17 protein-coding genes and 1 riboswitch are annotated in these 16655 nt (G+C 58.5%); of the genes, 15 read left to right on the top strand and 2 right to left on the bottom strand.

Features of this window, described 5'->3' with window-relative positions; translation table 11 throughout:
- Positions 1-101 precede the first annotated feature (101 nt).
- Together H8K27_RS15845 and H8K27_RS15840 are read right to left on the bottom strand one after the other, a co-directional pair.
- Positions 102-887, bottom strand: coding sequence for an IclR family transcriptional regulator (locus H8K27_RS15845; protein WP_186864145.1), 786 nt, complete (start codon positions 885-887; stop codon positions 102-104).
- A 122-nt stretch (positions 888-1009) separates the two neighbouring features.
- Positions 1010-1159, bottom strand: a complete 150-nt coding sequence (locus tag H8K27_RS15840; protein WP_186864144.1) for a hypothetical protein — start codon at positions 1157-1159, stop codon at positions 1010-1012.
- Between the two features lie 82 nt (positions 1160-1241).
- Here H8K27_RS15840 and H8K27_RS15835 point away from each other — a divergent pair, with 82 nt between their 5' ends.
- The 15 genes from H8K27_RS15835 (at position 1242) to H8K27_RS15765 (ending at position 16608) form a co-directional block, all read left to right on the top strand.
- Positions 1242-1640, top strand: coding sequence for a diacylglycerol kinase (locus H8K27_RS15835; protein ID WP_186864143.1), 399 nt, complete (start codon positions 1242-1244; stop codon positions 1638-1640).
- An 11-nt stretch (positions 1641-1651) separates the two neighbouring features.
- Complete coding sequence (gene cobT / locus H8K27_RS15830; protein ID WP_230419426.1) at positions 1652-2701, top strand: nicotinate-nucleotide--dimethylbenzimidazole phosphoribosyltransferase; 1050 nt, start codon at positions 1652-1654, stop codon at positions 2699-2701.
- A gap of 9 nt (positions 2702-2710) precedes the next feature.
- On the top strand, positions 2711-3511 hold the full coding sequence (locus H8K27_RS15825; RefSeq protein WP_186864142.1) for an adenosylcobinamide-GDP ribazoletransferase: 801 nt from the start codon (positions 2711-2713) through the stop codon (positions 3509-3511).
- A complete protein-coding gene (locus tag H8K27_RS15820) occupies positions 3508-4104 on the top strand; it encodes a histidine phosphatase family protein (protein ID WP_186864141.1) in 597 nt (198 codons plus the stop codon). The genes H8K27_RS15825 and H8K27_RS15820 overlap by 4 nt, the downstream gene beginning before the upstream one ends.
- Before the next feature lie 97 nt (positions 4105-4201).
- A riboswitch (cobalamin riboswitch) is annotated at positions 4202-4466 on the top strand.
- A gap of 147 nt (positions 4467-4613) precedes the next feature.
- Complete coding sequence (locus tag H8K27_RS15815) at positions 4614-6476, top strand: TonB-dependent receptor domain-containing protein (RefSeq protein ID WP_186864140.1); 1863 nt, start codon at positions 4614-4616, stop codon at positions 6474-6476.
- Between the two features lie 138 nt (positions 6477-6614).
- The gene (locus H8K27_RS15810; protein ID WP_186864139.1) at positions 6615-7655 is read left to right on the top strand and encodes a FecCD family ABC transporter permease; all 1041 of its coding nucleotides are present in this window, start codon (positions 6615-6617) and stop codon (positions 7653-7655) included.
- Entirely contained in the window at positions 7655-8428 is a 774-nt protein-coding gene (locus tag H8K27_RS15805) for an ABC transporter ATP-binding protein (RefSeq protein ID WP_186864138.1), read from the top strand. Before H8K27_RS15810 ends, H8K27_RS15805 begins: the two co-directional genes overlap by 1 nt.
- 3 nt (positions 8429-8431) lie before the next feature.
- Positions 8432-9061 carry a cob(I)yrinic acid a,c-diamide adenosyltransferase gene (gene cobO / locus H8K27_RS15800; protein WP_186864137.1) on the top strand — a complete coding sequence of 210 codons (630 nt, stop codon included), beginning with the start codon at positions 8432-8434 and terminating at the stop codon, positions 9059-9061.
- Positions 9061-10407 (top strand): cobyrinate a,c-diamide synthase, encoded by a 1347-nt coding sequence (locus tag H8K27_RS15795; RefSeq protein ID WP_186864136.1) that lies wholly within the window; start codon positions 9061-9063, stop codon positions 10405-10407. The genes cobO and H8K27_RS15795 overlap by 1 nt, the downstream gene beginning before the upstream one ends.
- Complete coding sequence (gene cobU, locus H8K27_RS15790) at positions 10404-11024, top strand: bifunctional adenosylcobinamide kinase/adenosylcobinamide-phosphate guanylyltransferase (protein ID WP_186864135.1); 621 nt, start codon at positions 10404-10406, stop codon at positions 11022-11024. The genes H8K27_RS15795 and cobU overlap by 4 nt, the downstream gene beginning before the upstream one ends.
- Positions 11018-11962 (top strand): adenosylcobinamide-phosphate synthase CbiB, encoded by a 945-nt coding sequence (gene cbiB / locus H8K27_RS15785; RefSeq protein ID WP_186864134.1) that lies wholly within the window; start codon positions 11018-11020, stop codon positions 11960-11962. Before cobU ends, cbiB begins: the two co-directional genes overlap by 7 nt.
- 1 nt (position 11963) lies before the next feature.
- Positions 11964-12989: a threonine-phosphate decarboxylase CobD gene (gene cobD, locus H8K27_RS15780; RefSeq protein WP_186864133.1), complete on the top strand. Its 1026-nt coding sequence runs from the start codon at positions 11964-11966 to the stop codon at positions 12987-12989.
- 75 nt (positions 12990-13064) lie between these two features.
- Entirely contained in the window at positions 13065-14057 is a 993-nt protein-coding gene (locus H8K27_RS15775) for a cobalamin-binding protein (RefSeq protein ID WP_230419420.1), read from the top strand.
- Positions 14054-14908 carry a cobalamin-binding protein gene (locus H8K27_RS15770; RefSeq protein WP_186864132.1) on the top strand — a complete coding sequence of 285 codons (855 nt, stop codon included), beginning with the start codon at positions 14054-14056 and terminating at the stop codon, positions 14906-14908. Before H8K27_RS15775 ends, H8K27_RS15770 begins: the two co-directional genes overlap by 4 nt.
- Before the next feature lie 248 nt (positions 14909-15156).
- Positions 15157-16608, top strand: coding sequence for a cobyric acid synthase (locus H8K27_RS15765; protein ID WP_186864169.1), 1452 nt, complete (start codon positions 15157-15159; stop codon positions 16606-16608).
- Positions 16609-16655: the final 47 nt, after the last annotated feature.

Genomic DNA, 16655 nt, shown 5'->3' with positions numbered 1-16655 from the left:
GTCAAAGCGCAGGCGATATTTTTGCTATGTTGGGGAAATCAGCAGCAGAAGGCGATCTGTAATCTGCAATCGGCAGCGGCAATCATGCGCTGCCGAATCCGTCAGCTGCTGGCGCCGCCACGATAGCCGAGCGCTGCTGAAATTTGTTGCGCTGTGTCCATCAGATTGGTCAGCCAGTCTTCCTGCAGACGATCGGCCGGAGCGGAAATCGATAATCCGGCAATCATTTTTCCACTGTCGTCGTGAATGCCGGCAGCCATACAGCGCACACCGAGTTCCAGCTCTTCGTTGTCGCGTGCATACCCCGTGACACGCACTTCAGCGAGTTCCTTTTCCAGCTTGCTGAGGTCGGTGATCGAGTTTTTATTATGTCCCGCCAGGCCGGTGCGGGTGGCATAGGCGCGGATGGCTTTCGGCTCGTCGAGCGACAGGAATAATTTGCCGGTGGAAGTCAGATGCAGCGGCGCGCGGCCACCGATGGCACGCACCACCTGCATGCCGGAGCGTTCGGAATAGGCGCGGTCAATATAGACAATCTCATCTCCCTGACGCACAGACAGGTTAATCGTCTGATTGGTCTGCCGGTGCAGGGTACGCATGAATTCGAGTGCCGCTTCACGCACATTCAGACGGCTTTTGACGATATTGCCCAGTTCCAGCAGTCGCATGCCCAGCTGGTAATAACCGGTATCGGCACGGTCAACAAAGCGGGTCGTTACCAGATCGTTCAGGATGCGGTGGGCTGTGGATGGATGCAGACCGGTTTCAATGGCAAGTTCTTTCAGGCTGACCGGGTCCTGATGCTGGGACAGGACATCCAGCAGGGAAACCATGCGTTCAATGACCTGAATGGATGTTTTTTCTGAAGCGGGAGCGTCGTTTTTCATGGAAAATGTGGTGCAGTGCAATAGTTATGTTATACCACAATGTGAAAAAAACAGTCATCTTTTGGAAGAAAAATAATAGGCTTGAAAGCAATTCAGACAAAAACGATACAAAATCCGCATCTTTATCCGTGGAAATTGATCGTGATGCCTGAGGCATCCGGCACACCTTCAAACCGCTGTATGTGGCGGGTTGGCGGCTGAAACGGGCGCTTTTTATGCACCTTCTCCGATGCTGCTTGTGATTTTCCGGCGTGACACGGAAGTTTTGTCATGTAAAATCCGGCGGCGGCATTGGCTATGCGAACCGGTCTTGCGTACCTGCAATATGCCGTTTTTATCCGATAAGGGAACGAGATGTCTGCACCAGAACAACCAGTCAGTGAATTTAAAAGCAAGAGCGGCTTAAAGCGCATTTTTTCAGCACTTTTTTACTCCATCGACGGCTTCCGTTCTGCCTGGAAAATCGAGCATGCGTTCCGGCAGGAACTGGTGCTGGTGGTGGCTGGCGCTGTGATCGCGCTGTTTCTGCCTGTGTCGGCGGTTGAAAAGCTGATGATGATCGCGGTATTGCTGCTGATTCTGGTTGTCGAATTGCTGAATTCGGCAATTGAAGCCGTTGTTGACCGGGTCTCGCTGGAGCGGCATTCGCTGTCCAAAAATGCCAAGGATTTCGGCAGCGCCGCTGTGCTGCTGACATTTGTGATTGCCGTTGCCACCTGGGCAGTCATTCTGGTGAACCGATTTTATCCATAAAGAAGAAAAATATGACCTCTATGATTTCTGACCTGCACATTGCCCCAGCCAGAGACAACGAATTGCAGGCTTTGCTGCAGCATGCGATCGATCACAAGACCAAGCCGCCGGGAAGCCTGGGGCGGCTTGAGCTATTGGCAGCCCAGATTGGCCAGATCCAGCAAACCGCGTCACCTGTTTTACGCGACCCGGCCATCATCGTGTTCGCAGGCGATCATGGTGTCGTGGCAGAGGGAATTTCTGCATTTCCGCAGGATGTGACCTGGCAGATGGTGGAAAATTTTCTGGCTGGCGGTGCGGCAATCAATGTCTTTGCCAGACAGAACGGTATTGCGCTGCATATTGTCGACAGCGGTGTCCGGCATGAATTTGGACAGCGTAACGGGCTGACCGGCCGCAAAGTGGCGCCCGGCACACAGAATTTTGCGAAGCAGCCTGCGATGAGTGCCGTGCAGTGCGCCGAGGCGATCCGGCATGGCCGTGAGCTGGTGCGCGGACTGAGCGGCAATGTACTGGGCTTTGGTGAAATGGGCATAGGCAACACCACGGCGGCGGCGGCACTGATGCACAAGCTGACCGGCATTCCGGTGGCGGATTGCGTTGGCGCCGGAACCGGTTTATCGCCACAGGGCATACGCCATAAACAGCAGGTGATTGAGGCGGCAGTTGCATTGCATGCCGGTGTGACTGCGCCGCAGGAGGTGCTGGCCTGTTTCGGCGGGCTGGAAATCGCGATGATGACGGGCGCTATGCTGGAAGCCGCGCAGCGTCGCATGGTGCTGCTGATCGATGGTTTTATCGTCAGCAGCGCCTTGCTGGTCGCGGCGCGGTTGCAGCCGGCGATTCTGGATTATTGTGTGTTTTCACATCAGTCCGACGAAAGCGGTCATGCCCGTATGCTCGATGCCTTGCAGGTTTCTCCTTTACTGAAACTCGACCTGCGACTGGGTGAGGGCACTGGTGCGGCACTGGTGTATCCGATGGTGCAGGCGGCGGTGAATTTCCTGAACCAGATGGCGACCTTTGGCGACGCCCGCGTCAGTGAAAAAACGGCTGACTGAAGCGTTCCGATGAATGCATTCACCCATATCACGCAACTGACCTTGCATCAGCTGCGGCTGTTTTTTATTGCTGTGCAGTTTTTTACCCGCATTCCTGTCCCGCGCTGGGTCGGGTACGATCCGGACTGGCTGCAGCAGGCTTCCCGTTATTTCCCGGCAGTGGGCTGGCTGGTCGGTGCCGTGGTGTCTTGCGTGTATATCTTTGCAGTCCAATGGTGGCCAGCAGCAGTGGCCGTGCTGCTGTCGATGATTGCCGGACTTCTGCTGACCGGCGCCTTTCACGAGGATGGCTTTGCCGATGTCTGTGACGGCATGGGAGGCGGACTGACAGCGGAGCGCACCCTGGAAATCATGAAGGATTCCCGTATCGGTGCTTACGGGGCGATCGGCATCGGTATGATGCTGCTGAGTAAATTTATTTTGCTGGTCAGCCTGCCCGTCGTGCTGGTGGTGCCGGCATTGCTGATTGCGCATCCTTTGTCGCGGCTGTTTTCCTGCAGTCTGATCTGGTTACTGGAATATGCCCGTGCCGAGGGAAAAGCCAAGCCGCTGGCGCAGCACATGAGTTCCAACGAATTCGGCATCGCCTGCCTGAGTGTGCTGGTGCCTGCTGGCGTGATCCTGTTATGCGAACCACTGGTGCTGGAACGTCTGATCGCTGCGCTGATGCTGATGTCGCTGGCGGCGTTCTGGATGGCGCGATTGTTTGTCAGAAAAATAGGTGGTTATACCGGCGATTGTCTGGGGGCTGTCCAGCAGGTCACCGAAGTGGTGTTTTATCTTGGGCTGCTGGCGCACGCGGCAAAATGAGGTCGCCGCCGGATAACGTTGCTGTGCGCCTGCATCTGATCCGCCATACAGCGCCGCAGATTGATTCTGATGTGTGTTACGGACAGGCCGATATTGCGGTCAGCCACACAGATTGCATCCGGCTCGCCGCAAGCATGTATCCGCGCTGGCAAGGGCGGATTCCGGTCTATAGCAGTCCTTTGCAGCGCTGCCATCAACTGGCTGTGCTGCTGCATGAACGTCCGGTAACGGATGCCCGTCTGATGGAAATGTCGTTTGGCGAATGGGAACTCCGGAGCTGGTCTGCGATCCCCCGTGTCGACGTTGAAGCCTGGGCGCAGAATGTCGCGCATTATTGTCCGGGAGGCGGCGAAAGCCTGCTGCAGATGGTCGGCCGGGTTGACAGTTTTTTACGCGAGCTGTTGCGTACCGCTCAGCAGACGGGGCAGGATGAAGCTGTGCTGGTTTGTCATGGCGGCGTGATCCGCGTCATCCTGGCATGGAATGCTGCCTTGTCACACACTGAACTGGCGCAGTTGGTCAGCACCCGGCAGGTGACGCTGGACTTCGGTTCCTGTCATGAAATTTCGCTCACGGCCAACGCATTGATCTGAGTCAGGAAACAGGAAAATGCGTCTGCCATGAATGCGTTATCTGTTGCTTTATAAGGTGCCGCCGCTGCGCCAACCTTGCTGCACTGCGGTTCTGCCATTAAAATAGCGAAGTTTTGGTGCTCGCGGACATGATCGTGTCTGCGGTTAAACGGGAAACATGATGTGTACCGGACCTGCTCACCAGTCAGCCTGGCTGACGAATCAGGCTCCGGATAAACAGCAATGTGCTGCCCCCGCAACGGTGTGCAAGTTGTCATTGAGAAATTGTGACAGCCATCTCTCAACACCACTGTGCAATTGCATGGGAAGGTCAGATGGTGATACTTGTCAGCCCGGATACCGGCCAGAATAAGTGGAGTGATACGGACGGGGATTTTCGTGAATAGTTGATGCAGGAATACTGCGTCAATTCTCATCCCGGGCATTGCCCGGCGAAATCTTTTCTGTACGCTTTGTTCAGGACAGCCTGCGGGGACGTTGGCTGTGCGCCTAGCTTATTTTTCTACATCATGAATTCTGTACTGAAACCTCTCGCCATCGGCCTGGCCGTGGCCGCCGCATTTCCTTCCGTTTCCTCCGCGCAGACAGCAAATGCCGTCGTTGCTTCCACTGCTTCCAGCGTGATTATCACGGCAGGCCGTCAGGCACAGGCTGCTAAAGATGTGCTGGCCGATAATGCAGTCATCACCGCTGAAGAAATCGCACAATCCGGTGCAGCCACGATCGTCGATCTGCTGCAACAGCAACGTGGTATCGAGATTGCCCGCAATGGCGGCCCAGGTACCAATAGCGCGCTCTTTATGCGCGGCGGCAACAACTCGCAAATCCTGGTGCTGGTCGATGGCGTGCGCGTCGGTTCTTCCACCACTGGCGGCGCGACCTGGTCCAATATTCCGCTGAATCAGATTGATCACGTCGAGATCGTGTATGGTCCGTTGTCTAGCCTGTATGGCGCAGATGCAATGAGCGGTGTGATCCAGATTTTCACCAAAAAAACAGCCGGGGCACTGAGCCCGACAGCAGCGGTCGGCGTGGGCAGCTACGGCACCCGCAAGATGCAGGCCGGAATCAGCGGTTCCATTTCCAACAGCCTGAGCTTCGCGCTGAATGCCGGGCATGATGAAAACGAAGGTTTTTCCGCCACCAAGCCCGGTGCCGGCATTTATACCTATAACCCGGATAAAGACGGTTACAAGCTCGACAGCTTCAGTGCCCGCATGAACCTGCAGATCAGCCGCGATAGCGAAGCCGGAGCGAGCTACCTGAAAAGCCGCCTGAATGCCCAGTTTGATGCCGGTCCGTCGTATGACGACCATAATGTGCAGAATCTGGAAACGATTACGCTGCATGGTAAAACGAAAATCAGCGATATCTGGACAGCTTCCCTGCAGGTTGCGCAGTCCGCTGACCAGACCTTTACCGATGCTTCATACGGTCAGAGCCAAATCGACACCCGCCAGAGTTTCATCACGTTGCAGAACGATATCCGTATCGACAAAGATGTGTTGCAACTGATCGCAGAACGTCGTGAAGAAAATGTAGCCACCACCATCGCAGGCTTAAACGGCCAACGTCGCACCGGCTCGCTCGCCGCATCTTATGTGCTGAAGCGGGATGCGCATCTGGCCAGTGCCAGCGTGCGTTACGACAATAGTTCCGTGTATGGCAGCAATACCACCGGCAATCTGGCATACGGCTATCGCCTGAGTGATGCCTGGCGTGTCAATGCGAGCTACGGCACCAGCTTCCGCGCACCGACTTTCAATGAACTGTATTACCCGGGCTACGGTGTGGCAGGCAATAAGCCGGAGAGCGCCAAGAATGCGGAAATCGGTGTTTATTATGAATTGGGTGATACGCAGCTGAGTGCCGTGTATTATCAGAATAGAGCCACGGATCTGCTGGTCAGCACCTATGTCTGCCCGGTTGAAACGGCGACCCACCCTTATGGCTGTGCTTATAACGTGAATCAGGCGACCATGTCCGGCCTGACGCTGGGCGCGGCAACCCGTCTCGGTGACTGGAGTCTGCGCGGCTCGCTGGATCTGCAGGACCCGAAAGACGATACCACCGGCCTGCGTCTGGCACGCCGTTCCAAGCAACATGGCACACTGGCAGCAGAGTATGTCGTGTCTGCATTGAAGCTGGGTGTGGAAACGGTGTTGTCGGGTAACCGTTACGATGATGTGGCAAACAAAAAGATGCTGCCGGGTTATGGACTGCTGAATCTGTACGGTACTTATGCGCTGACCAGAGATCTGTCGTTGATTGGCCGCTGGAATAATGCGCTCAACAAGGACTATGAGCTGGCGAAAAATTATGCCACTCCCGGTTCGAATCTGTATGTTGGACTGAACTACGGTTTCAGATAAAAACTGACAGCGTTTGTCATGACGACAAACGCTGTCAACCGATGCAGTCTGGCGTCAGGTGTCGCCAGACGGATGGTTTTCCCGGAATGCGCGTTCAGCGCATTCTTCTTTTTTGCAAAACAGCCGTACAGGATAAAGATGGCGATTTCTTCCGCAGAGCGGTATTGGCAGGCTGTCCGCGTTCCGCGCTGGCAGGCGATTCCTGTGCTGCTTGCCGCAGCGCTGGCGAGTCTCGTGCTGGCTTGCATAACTGGCTCTGTGTCACTCAGTTTTTCCGAATTATCGCAGGCAGTATCTGAGCTGGGCTCAGGCACACCGGCATCCCTCGCCGCGAGCCTGCTGGATTTGCGGCTGGGGCGGGCGCTGACCGGATTCATCACCGGCGCCACCTTGTCGCTGGCCGGTGTGCTGATGCAGGCGCTGCTGCGCAATCCGCTGGCCGATCCTTATGTGCTCGGCATTTCCGGTGGTGCGGCAGTCGGGGCGTTGGCGACTATCCTGTTTTATGGTGCATTCTGGATGGTCGATCTGGCCGCATTCGGCGGCGCCATCACGGTTGCCCTGTTGTTGTTTGCGCTGGCATACCGCGATCTGCGCGGCGCCGGCAGCAGCGATGGCAGCGCGCCTTTGTTATTGCTGACCGGTGTGATCGTGGCCGCCGGTTGCGGTGCGCTGATTACACTGATGTTATCGGTCGCGCCCGACAGCCGCCTGCGCGGCATGGTGTTCTGGATGATCGGCGACCTGTCGAATACCCAGTCACGTTATCTGCCGTGGCTGATTGGCAGTGCGGTGCTGCTGTTTGTCATGCGCCGTGCCCGGGCAATCAATGTGGCGGCAATGCATGCAGACAATGCCAGCACGCTGGGCGTGCATATCGGCCGTTTGCGTCAATCCTTGTTTGTCTGCGCCGCGCTGCTCACGGCCAGCGCTGTCAGCACGGCGGGCAGCATCGGTTTTGTCGGCCTCATCATGCCGCATGCCTGCCGTTTTGCACTGGGGCCGGATCACCGCCTGCTGATTCCCGCCGCGACGCTGGCTGGTGGCAGTTTTCTGGTGCTGGCCGACACCATTGCGCGAACCGTGATTGCGCCGCAACAGCTGCCGGTCGGCGTGATTACCGCCATCATCGGCGTGCCGGTTTTCCTGCTGCAACTGCATCATTTGCGGAGGCGCTGATGGAAATACGTCAACTGTCTCTGTCCATCGCAGGCCGGAGTCTGCTCAGGCAGCTGAACTGGCAGATACTGCCCGGTGAATGCTGGTGCCTGATCGGCCGCAACGGCGCCGGGAAAAGCACCTTACTGCGCACGCTGGCCGGATTGCGGCAGCCGGATGCCGGCCAGATTTTGCTGCACAGCGAACCGCTGGCGACATGGCCGCTGACGGCACTGGCGCGGGAGCGCGCTTTCCTGCCGCAAAACAGAACGGACGCTTTCGGTTATTCCGCACTGGAAACCGTCCTGAGCGCCCGGCATCCTTATCACGGCACGCAGTACTGGGAATCTTCCGGCGATCTGGAACAGGCGCAGGCTGCGCTGCGTGCGCTGGATGTGGATGCGCTTGCCGACCGCGATGTGCGCAGTCTGTCCGGCGGTGAACGGCAAAGGGTGGCGATTGCTGCCATGCTGGCGCAGGATGCGCAGCTGATGCTGCTGGACGAACCGGTCAATGCACTCGATATGGCGCATCAGGTCAGCGTGATGCAGCTGCTGTCGCGCCTGTGCCGGGAACAGCAGAAATCCGTGGTCATGGTCAGCCACGACCTGAATCTGGCAAACAGTGTCGCCACCCATGCCCTGTTGCTGATGGGCGATGGCAGCTGGCATGCGGGCACTGCGCGCGAGATTCTGACGACCAGTCATTTAAGTCTCTGTCTGGGGCATCCGGTCGACAGCCTGAGCCATCAGGGACAAACCATTTTTATTCCCCGCCACTCTGTGACAGGTTAACTCATGCAAGCACATTCCATTCCGGATGCTCCGGACGATATCAACTCCCGCCATCAGCGCCGCATGGCGCGCAAGAAGGCGCTGATGGATGACAAGATTCAGCAGGCGCAGCGCGAAACCGGGGTGCTGTTGATTCATACCGGCAACGGCAAGGGAAAAAGCTCCAGCGCTTTTGGCATGGTGATGCGCGCGCTCGGACATGGCATGCAGGTTGGCGTCGTGCAGTTCATCAAAGGCGCGATGTCTACCGGCGAAGAAATTTTCCTGCGGCGCTTTCCGGAAGAAGTACAGTTTCACGCCATGGGCGAGGGCTACACCTGGGAAACCCAGAACCGCGAACGCGATATCGAAAAAGCTACCGCTGCGTGGCAGCAGGCGCGGCAATTCCTGCGCGACCCGGCCATCGGACTGGTGGTGCTGGATGAACTCAATATCGCGCTGAAATACCATTATCTGAATGTGCAGGACGTGATCGCCGATCTGGATGCCCGGCCAGAGATGCAGCATGTGGTGATCACCGGACGCGGCGCATTGCCTGAGCTGATTGAGATTGCCGACACCGTTACCGAGATGCAGGTTATCAAGCATGCGTTTAAAGAAGGCATCGTGGCGCAGGCCGGAGTGGAGTGGTAATGGCCGGCGCACTGGGTAGCGCGCCGCCGGTTGCTGCATCTGCCACGGTATCGGCGAAGGTGGTGCTGGTATCGGCGATTGCATCGGGGCAGGGAAAAACCACCACGACTGCGGCACTGGCGCGCAAGCTGGTGCAGCAGGGGCAGCGCGTCCGGGTGTTTAAAACCGGCCCGGACTTTATCGACCCGATGATTCTGGAACGTGCCGGCGGTGCGGCGGTGTATTCGCTCGATTTATGGATGGTGGGTGAATCCGCATCCCGGCAGATGCTGGCGCAGGCGGCGTCGCAGGCTGATGTGATTCTGATCGAGGGTGTCATGGGACTGTATGACGGCAACCCTTCATCGGCAGACTTGGCGCGGGCTTTCGGTGTGCCGGTGATTGCCGTGCTGGATGCATCTGCCATGGCGCAGACGGTCGGCGCACTGGCGCTCGGCCTGCGGGATTTTGGTCCGGTGCAGCTGACGGGGGTGATCGCCAACCGGATCGCTTCTGCCGGACATGCCGGGATGGTGGCGGCAGCGATGCGCGATATCCCGCTGCTGGGCAGTCTGGCACGCCAGCAGCACACCCTGCCGGAACGGCATCTGGGACTGGTGCTGCCCGATGAAGTCACGCAGATCGATGCTTTGCTGGACCAGCTGGCAGCGCAGCTGGAATTGTCGCCGGATGCCTGGGAGAAATTGCCACGCACCACATTTGAGCTGATGCCGGAGCCGGCACCGGCAACGCTGCTGAGCGGTAAAACCATCGCCATTGCCCGCGATGCCGCTTTTTCATTTTTGTATCCGGCCAATCTGCGTTGTCTGCGAGAGCAGGGGGCAGAGCTGGTCTTTTTTTCTCCGCTGGCCGACGAATGCATTCCGCCGCAGGCTGATGCGCTGTATCTGCCGGGCGGTTATCCGGAACTGCATGCCGCCGCACTGAGCAAGGCGCAATGCTGGCAGGACTCGGTGCGCCAAGCCTGGCTGGACGATATGCCGATGCTGGCTGAATGCGGCGGCATGATGGCACTGACCGAAGGGCTGACCGATCAGCAGGGACAGCACTGGCCCATGGCCGGATTACTCAGCGGGCAGGTCATCATGCAGCAGCGGCTGGCGGCATTGGGTGGTCAGGCGTGGCAGATGCCGCAAGGCGAACTGCGCGGCCACACGTTTCACTACTCGCGTTTTGAAACCACACTGACTCCGGCGCAGCATACCTGCAAGCATCAGCGCGGCGTGCTGGAGGGTGTGGGTGAGGCGATTTACCGCAGCCGGCAGCTGCATGCGTCGTATTTTCATGCGTATTTCGGTTCATCGCCTTGCGCTGCTGCCAGCCTGTTTCTCCGGGACGGCGCATGAGCAGCACACTGATTTTCGGCGGCGCCCGTTCCGGTAAAAGTGCGTTTGCCGAACAGCTGGCGACGCAATGGATGACGCAGCCGGCAAGGGCGGGCAGCGCACCGGGTCACGGCAGGCAGGTGATTTACCTGGCGACGGCGCAGGCTGCCGATGCAGAGATGCAGCAACGCATTACCCACCATCAGCAGCGTCGTCCGGCGGAATGGCGCACACTGGAGCAGCCGCTGGCGCTGGCAGACACGATCCGCCGTCACAGCCAGCCGGATACGTTGATCCTGATCGATTGCATCACCGTCTGGCTGTCGAATTGCCTGTTTGCTGACAACCGGGATTTTCCTGAAATCGGCACCATCACGCCACCGGCGATCTATACGGAACAGCGGGCTGCGCTGCTCGATGCGCTGGCACAGGCGCCGGGTGAGGTGATTTTGGTGTCCAATGAAGTTGGTATGGGCATCGTGCCGATGGGAGCCGTATCGCGCTGGTTCACCGATGAGGCCGGGTGGCTGAATCAGGCGCTGGCATCATGCAGCGAACGGGTGATCTGGGTGGCGGCCGGTTTGCCTCTGTATCTGAAAAATGCACCACAACCGTGGCTTGCGGGAGGCGCATGCTGATTCTGTCTCCGGCGCTGCTGGCATTAAGCCTGATCGTGGGTATGGGCCTTGATCTGGCGCTGGGCGAAGCAAAGCGCTGGCATCCGCTGGTCGGATTTGGCAGGCTGGCCAACTGGCTGGAACGCCATCTGAATCATGCTGCTGCCACCCGCTGGACGGGGCTCGCGGCGTGGCTGCCGGCAGTGGTTCCGCTGACTGCGCTGGTCTGGTTGATGCTGGTGCGGGCAGAGGAGCAGTCATTCTGGCTGGCGCTGCCGGGGCAGGCATTGTTCCTGTATCTCTGCCTTGGGCTGCGCAGTTTACGCGATCATAATCTGCCGATTCAGCGCGCACTGGAAGACGGGGATCTGCCGCTCGCCCGCGAACTGACCGCCCGTATCGTGAGCCGGGATACCGCCGATGGTGACGCCGCCTATCTGGCCAAAGCCAGCGTCGAATCGGTGCTGGAAAACGGCTGCGATGCGGTATTCGGCACCTTGTTCTGGTTCGTGCTGCTGGGTGGTGCCGGTGCGGTCTGCTACCGGCTGGTCAATACGCTCGATGCCATGTGGGGCTATCGTTCGTCACGTTTTTTACGCTTCGGCTGTGTTGCTGCGCGTGTGGATGACGTCATGAACTGGATCCCGGCACAGCTGACTGCGCTGACCTACGCTGTGCTCGGTCATACTGCGCTGGCATGGCGCTGCTGGCGGTCGCAGGCGCCCGCCTGGCCCAGCCCGAATGCCGGTCCCGTGATGGCGGCAGGCGCCGGTGCGCTCGGCGTCACGGTGGGTGGGCTGGCCCAGTATGACGGTGCGGATGAACAGCGCCCTTTACTTGGCGCTGGCCCGGCCGCAGGTGCGGCGGATATCCGGCGTGCCTTGTTGCTGGTGTCCGGCGGCAGCTTTTTCTGGGCGGGTGGTGTGGCGCTGGCGGCGTTTCTTTGCGGAGGGTGGTGAGATGCTGGAACATGGTGGCAATCTGCGCGATGCAGTTCACAATTTCGGACGTCCGCTGGAACAGTGGCTGGATCTGTCGACCGGTATCAATCCCGGTTTTTATCCGGTGCCTTCATTGCCTGCGGATGCCTGGCACCGCCTGCCGGAACCCTCGACCGCCCTGCAGGAAGCGGCGCAAGCGTATTATCAGGCGCCGCAGATGCTGGCGGTGGCCGGAACGCAGGCCGCGATTCAGGCATTGCCCCGGCTGCGCGCTGCATCGCACGCGGCTTCGCGGATCGTGGTATCCGCACCCTCGTATGCCGAACATGCACATCAATGGCGGCAGGCGGGTTTCAGCGTGAGCGAATCGCCCTATGCCTTGCTGGGCAAGCAGGTCGATGCCGCCGATGTGATCGTGGTCTGCAACCCGAACAATCCGACCGGCGAACGGATTGCCCCGGCACAGTTACTGGACTGGGCAGGCCGGCTGGCGGCACGCGGCGGCTGGCTGATTGTGGATGAAGCGTTTGCCGACACCGCCAATGATTTCAGCATTGCCCGTTACAGTCAGCAAGCCGGTGTGATCGTATTGCGTTCGGTCGGAAAATTTTTTGGACTGGCCGGTATCCGGCTCGGGTTTGTTGCTGCCGGAAAAGCGCTCTTGCGTCAGCTGGCGCATGCGCTTGGCCCCTGGACGATCAGCGGCCCGGCGCAGCAGATCGCTTTGTCTGCGTTGCAGGACAGCGCATGGCAGCAGCAAACCCGTGACAAATTGCAGCATGACGGCGAACGCCTGCGCAACCTGTTGCGACAGCACGGATGGCATTCATCCGGCACCGATCTGTTTCAGTGGATCAGCCACCACGAAACCGGCGAGCAGAGTGAGCATCTGTTTCATTTCATGGCACAGCGCGGCATCTGGCTGCGCTGGTTTGCGCCCGGGCCGCAGCGCCCGCACGGCGTGCGGCTGGGCTTACCCGGCGGTGAAACCGGATGGCAGCGTTTGCAACAGGCCTGCCATGAATGGACCCAGCAGCAGCCATGAAACACGGATGACCGCCACAGTCACGGCAAGCAGCGCAGTCAGCACACGCATCGCAACCAGCAGAGGTGATTCAGCATGAAAAAAATCAGGCACAAGCATGTTGCCAGCACAAGCAAAACCGCATTCCAGAACGGTTGGCAGCGCATTCCTGCCATTGCTGGCATGGCGGGTATCTGGCTCATGGCCGGTCTGTTCGCATTATCTGCCCAGGCCGCGCAACCTTTGCCTGTCAGTGTGACGGACGACATGGGCAATACGGTGCGCCTGTCTCGTCCGGCGCAGCGTGTCATCAGCCTGTCGCCGCATGTGACCGAACTGATCTTTGCAGCCGGCGGCGGCGATAAAATCGTCGGCACCGTGAGTTACAGCGATTATCCTGCTGCAGCCAAAGAGATTCCGCGCATCGGCGACAACCGCTTGCTGGACATGGAGCGCATCATGGCCATGAAGCCGGACCTGCTGGTGATCTGGATGCATGGCGCATTCGATAAACAGCTTGATCTGTTGCGGCAATCCGGCGTTCCGTTTTTCTTCAGCGAGCCGCAACGGCTGACGCAGATTCCGGAGACCTTGCAAAAACTCGGCAGCCTGCTCGGAACCGAAACGCAGGCGCAGCAGGCCGCTGCCGAGTTTAAGCAGCAATTGCAGCAACTCTCTGCGCAGTATGCGGGCAGGCCGCAGGTCAGGACGTTTTATCAGGTCTGGCACCAACCTTTATACACGCTGAACGGACATCACATCGTGAGCGATGCGATCCGGCTGTGCGGCGGCGAAAATATTTTCAACAAACTGACGACGGCTGCGCCGGTGGTCAGCACAGAGGCCGTATTGCAGGAAAATCCGGAAGTCATCATCAGCGCGGAAAGTGCAAATCAGCGCAGCAATGGCATGGCCCAGTGGAAAACGCTGACGACGCTGCTGGCAGTCAGGAATCAGAATCTGGTCACCATTAACGGTGATCTGATGAATCGTCCCGGGCCGCGCATCATCGACGGCGCCCGGGCCATCTGCGAGGCGCTGGAGCAGGCGCGGCAGCACCGCCAGAGCAATCAGAAAGGTACGCCATGAGTGATTTCACAGGCCATTACGAACGCATCGCCTGCCTGTCCACCGAAGCGGTAGAGGTGCTGTATGCCATCGGTGCAGAAGACCAGATCGCGGGCATTTCCGGCTACACCGTGTATCCGGCAAGGGCGCGGGCCGAGAAGCCGAAGGTCAGCGGTTTTTCTTCTGCAAAGACCGAGCGGATTCTGGCGGTGAATCCTGATCTGGTGGTGGCGTATTCGAACATGCAGTCCGAGTTATGTCGTGAACTGATTGCAGCAGGTGTGGAAGTCCATGCGTTTAATCAGCGCACCCTGTCCGGAATTTTTCAAATGATTCATGTGCTGTCGGCGCTGACCGGAAGGGCTGAACGCGGTGCGCTGCTGGTGGCGGAACTGCAGGCGCAGATTGCGCAGGCGCGCCGGATCAGTGCAGGCTGGGCACGCAAACCAAAGATTTATTTTGAAGAATGGAATGAACCGATGATGTCCTGCATCGGCTGGGTGTCCGAGCTGATCGGTGTGGCGGGAGGGGAAGATGCGTTTGCCGATCTGGCCGGCTTTCACAGCGCCAAAGAGCGCATCATTGCTGACCCGGCAGAAGTGATACGCCGTGCACCGGACATCATCATCGGTTCGTGGTGCGGTAAAAAATTCCAGCCGGACAGCGTGATCAGGCGCGAAGGCTGGGCTGCCGTGCCTGCGGTGCGCAACGTACAGATTTGGGAAATCAAGTCCCCCGATGTCCTGTCGCCGGGACCATCGGCAATCCGGCATGGGCTGCCACAACTGCAGAAAATCATTGCAGACTGGCAGCAGGCGCATGGCGCATGCGGGTCCGAAGATGTGCGTCCAGCGGATAAGGCAAACTCCTGATAACTGGCAGACAGCAGATACTCCCCCCTGTTTTTAATAAAATAGGGCTGATGCCAAGAGAAAGTAAGGGTTTTTTAAGATACTGGGGGGAGTATATTCAGACATATATTTACCGGGCAAAAGCAGGTCAGGGTGTATCGCCTGCCGACTATTAGGCAGCAGACGATCAGCATCGTTAGAAGATCGATACAAGATCGGCCAAATATCACCATAACATTGACGGAACACCGATGAAGATCACAACACTGATGGTGCAGGGCACGACTTCCGATGCGGGCAAAAGCACGGTGGTGGCTGCTTTGTGTCGCCTGTTGCAGCGTCAGGGTGTGCGCGTGGCGCCGATGAAGCCGCAGAACATGGCGCTCAACAGCGCCGTCACTGCTGATGGCGGCGAGATCGGCCGCGCTCAGGCATTGCAGGCGCTGGCTGCCGGCATTCCGCCGCATACCGATATGAATCCGGTGCTGCTGAAACCCTCCTCCGATACCGGTGCCCAGGTCATCATTCACGGCAAGGTGCGGGCGGACATGCAGGCGCGTGATTATGACCAGTACAAAACGGTGGCGATGCAGGCGGTGCTGGCATCGTATCAGCGCCTGCAGGCGCAGTATCAGGCGATTATCGTCGAGGGCGCCGGCAGCCCGGCAGAAGTTAATCTGCGCGAACGCGACATCGCCAATATGGGATTTGCCGAAGCGGTGGATTGTCCGGTGATTCTGGTGGCGGACATTGACCGTGGCGGTGTTTTCGCCCACTTCGTCGGTACGCTGGCGTGTCTGTCGGCATCGGAACAGCAACGCATCATCGGTTTTGTCATCAACCGTTTCCGTGGCGATATCCGCCTGCTGGAGCCCGGGCTGCGCTGGCTGGAACAACAGACCGGCAAGCCGGTGCTCGCTGTGCTGCCTTATCTGCATGGTTTGCAACTCGATGCAGAAGACGCGATTCAGTCGAGCCAGAACCGCAGCGGCCAGTTCCGCATTATCGTGCCGGCGATTCCGCGCATTGCCAATCACACCGACTTCGATGCCCTGCGTGCGCATCCGGATGTCGATCTGCAATTCATCGGCCCGGACGGTACGATTCCGCCCGCTGATCTGATCATCCTGCCGGGCAGTAAAAACACCCGCGCCGATCTCGCATTTTTGCAGCAGCAGGGATGGCAGCAGGCCTTGCAGCGGCATCTGCGCTATGGCGGCAAAGTCATTGGCATTTGCGGTGGTTATCAGATGCTGGGGCAGGTCATTGATGATCCGCATGGTGTGGAAGGCGCACCGGGCATGGCGGAAGGTTTTGGTCTGCTGGATATCCGTACCCAACTCACACAGGAAAAACGTCTGCAGCAAGTCAGCGGAATATGCCTGTTCGGCCAGCCTCCGGGTGCAGCTGTGCAGGGCTACGAAATTCACATGGGCGTCACCACAGCGAATCATATCAGCCGCAATACGCTGCCGGTGTTCCGGCTGCATAGCGACGATGCGGCGCTCCCTTTTGATGAGGGGATACGTTCAGCGGACGACCAGATCATCGGCAGCTATCTGCATGGCATGTTCGATGATCCGGCGGCCAGTGCCGCATTGCTGGCCTGGGCCGGATTGCGCAGTGATACCCGGGTTGATCTGGCGGCATTGCGCGAACACAGCATCAACCGCGTTGCCGATGCCTGCATTCCTTTGCTGAATGCTTTGCAAAGGCTGTAAATGACAGTAAATGCATCTGGCATGATTGCTGTGATTTGTTGTGCCAG

It is taken from the genome of Cognatundibacterium griseum, assembly GCF_014284195.1.
Taxonomy (GTDB): domain Bacteria; phylum Pseudomonadota; class Gammaproteobacteria; order Burkholderiales; family Burkholderiaceae_D; genus Undibacterium; species Undibacterium griseum.
Note: the sequence above shows the minus strand (reverse complement) of the source record. Positions and strands in the feature narration are given on the sequence as shown.

What these genes read in the sequence shown, in the direction of transcription:
- H8K27_RS15845 (WP_186864145.1), bottom strand. Translation starts at nt 887, where the DNA reads ATGAAAAACGACGCTCCCGCTTCAGAAAAAACATCCATTCAGGTCATT.
- H8K27_RS15765 (WP_186864169.1), top strand. Translation starts at nt 15,157, where the DNA reads ATGGTGCAGGGCACGACTTCCGATGCGGGCAAAAGCACGGTGGTGGCT.
- H8K27_RS15835 (WP_186864143.1), top strand. Translation starts at nt 1,242, where the DNA reads ATGTCTGCACCAGAACAACCAGTCAGTGAATTTAAAAGCAAGAGCGGC.
- H8K27_RS15840 (WP_186864144.1), bottom strand. Translation starts at nt 1,159, where the DNA reads ATGACAAAACTTCCGTGTCACGCCGGAAAATCACAAGCAGCATCGGAG.
- H8K27_RS15825 (WP_186864142.1), top strand. Translation starts at nt 2,711, where the DNA reads ATGAATGCATTCACCCATATCACGCAACTGACCTTGCATCAGCTGCGG.
- cbiB (WP_186864134.1), top strand. Translation starts at nt 11,018, where the DNA reads ATGCTGATTCTGTCTCCGGCGCTGCTGGCATTAAGCCTGATCGTGGGT.
- H8K27_RS15795 (WP_186864136.1), top strand. Translation starts at nt 9,061, where the DNA reads ATGGCCGGCGCACTGGGTAGCGCGCCGCCGGTTGCTGCATCTGCCACG.
- H8K27_RS15805 (WP_186864138.1), top strand. Translation starts at nt 7,655, where the DNA reads ATGGAAATACGTCAACTGTCTCTGTCCATCGCAGGCCGGAGTCTGCTC.
- cobO (WP_186864137.1), top strand. Translation starts at nt 8,432, where the DNA reads ATGCAAGCACATTCCATTCCGGATGCTCCGGACGATATCAACTCCCGC.
- H8K27_RS15815 (WP_186864140.1), top strand. Translation starts at nt 4,614, where the DNA reads ATGAATTCTGTACTGAAACCTCTCGCCATCGGCCTGGCCGTGGCCGCC.
- H8K27_RS15820 (WP_186864141.1), top strand. Translation starts at nt 3,508, where the DNA reads ATGAGGTCGCCGCCGGATAACGTTGCTGTGCGCCTGCATCTGATCCGC.
- H8K27_RS15810 (WP_186864139.1), top strand. Translation starts at nt 6,615, where the DNA reads ATGGCGATTTCTTCCGCAGAGCGGTATTGGCAGGCTGTCCGCGTTCCG.
- cobU (WP_186864135.1), top strand. Translation starts at nt 10,404, where the DNA reads ATGAGCAGCACACTGATTTTCGGCGGCGCCCGTTCCGGTAAAAGTGCG.
- cobT (WP_230419426.1), top strand. Translation starts at nt 1,652, where the DNA reads ATGACCTCTATGATTTCTGACCTGCACATTGCCCCAGCCAGAGACAAC.
- cobD (WP_186864133.1), top strand. Translation starts at nt 11,964, where the DNA reads ATGCTGGAACATGGTGGCAATCTGCGCGATGCAGTTCACAATTTCGGA.
- H8K27_RS15770 (WP_186864132.1), top strand. Translation starts at nt 14,054, where the DNA reads ATGAGTGATTTCACAGGCCATTACGAACGCATCGCCTGCCTGTCCACC.
- H8K27_RS15775 (WP_230419420.1), top strand. Translation starts at nt 13,065, where the DNA reads ATGAAAAAAATCAGGCACAAGCATGTTGCCAGCACAAGCAAAACCGCA.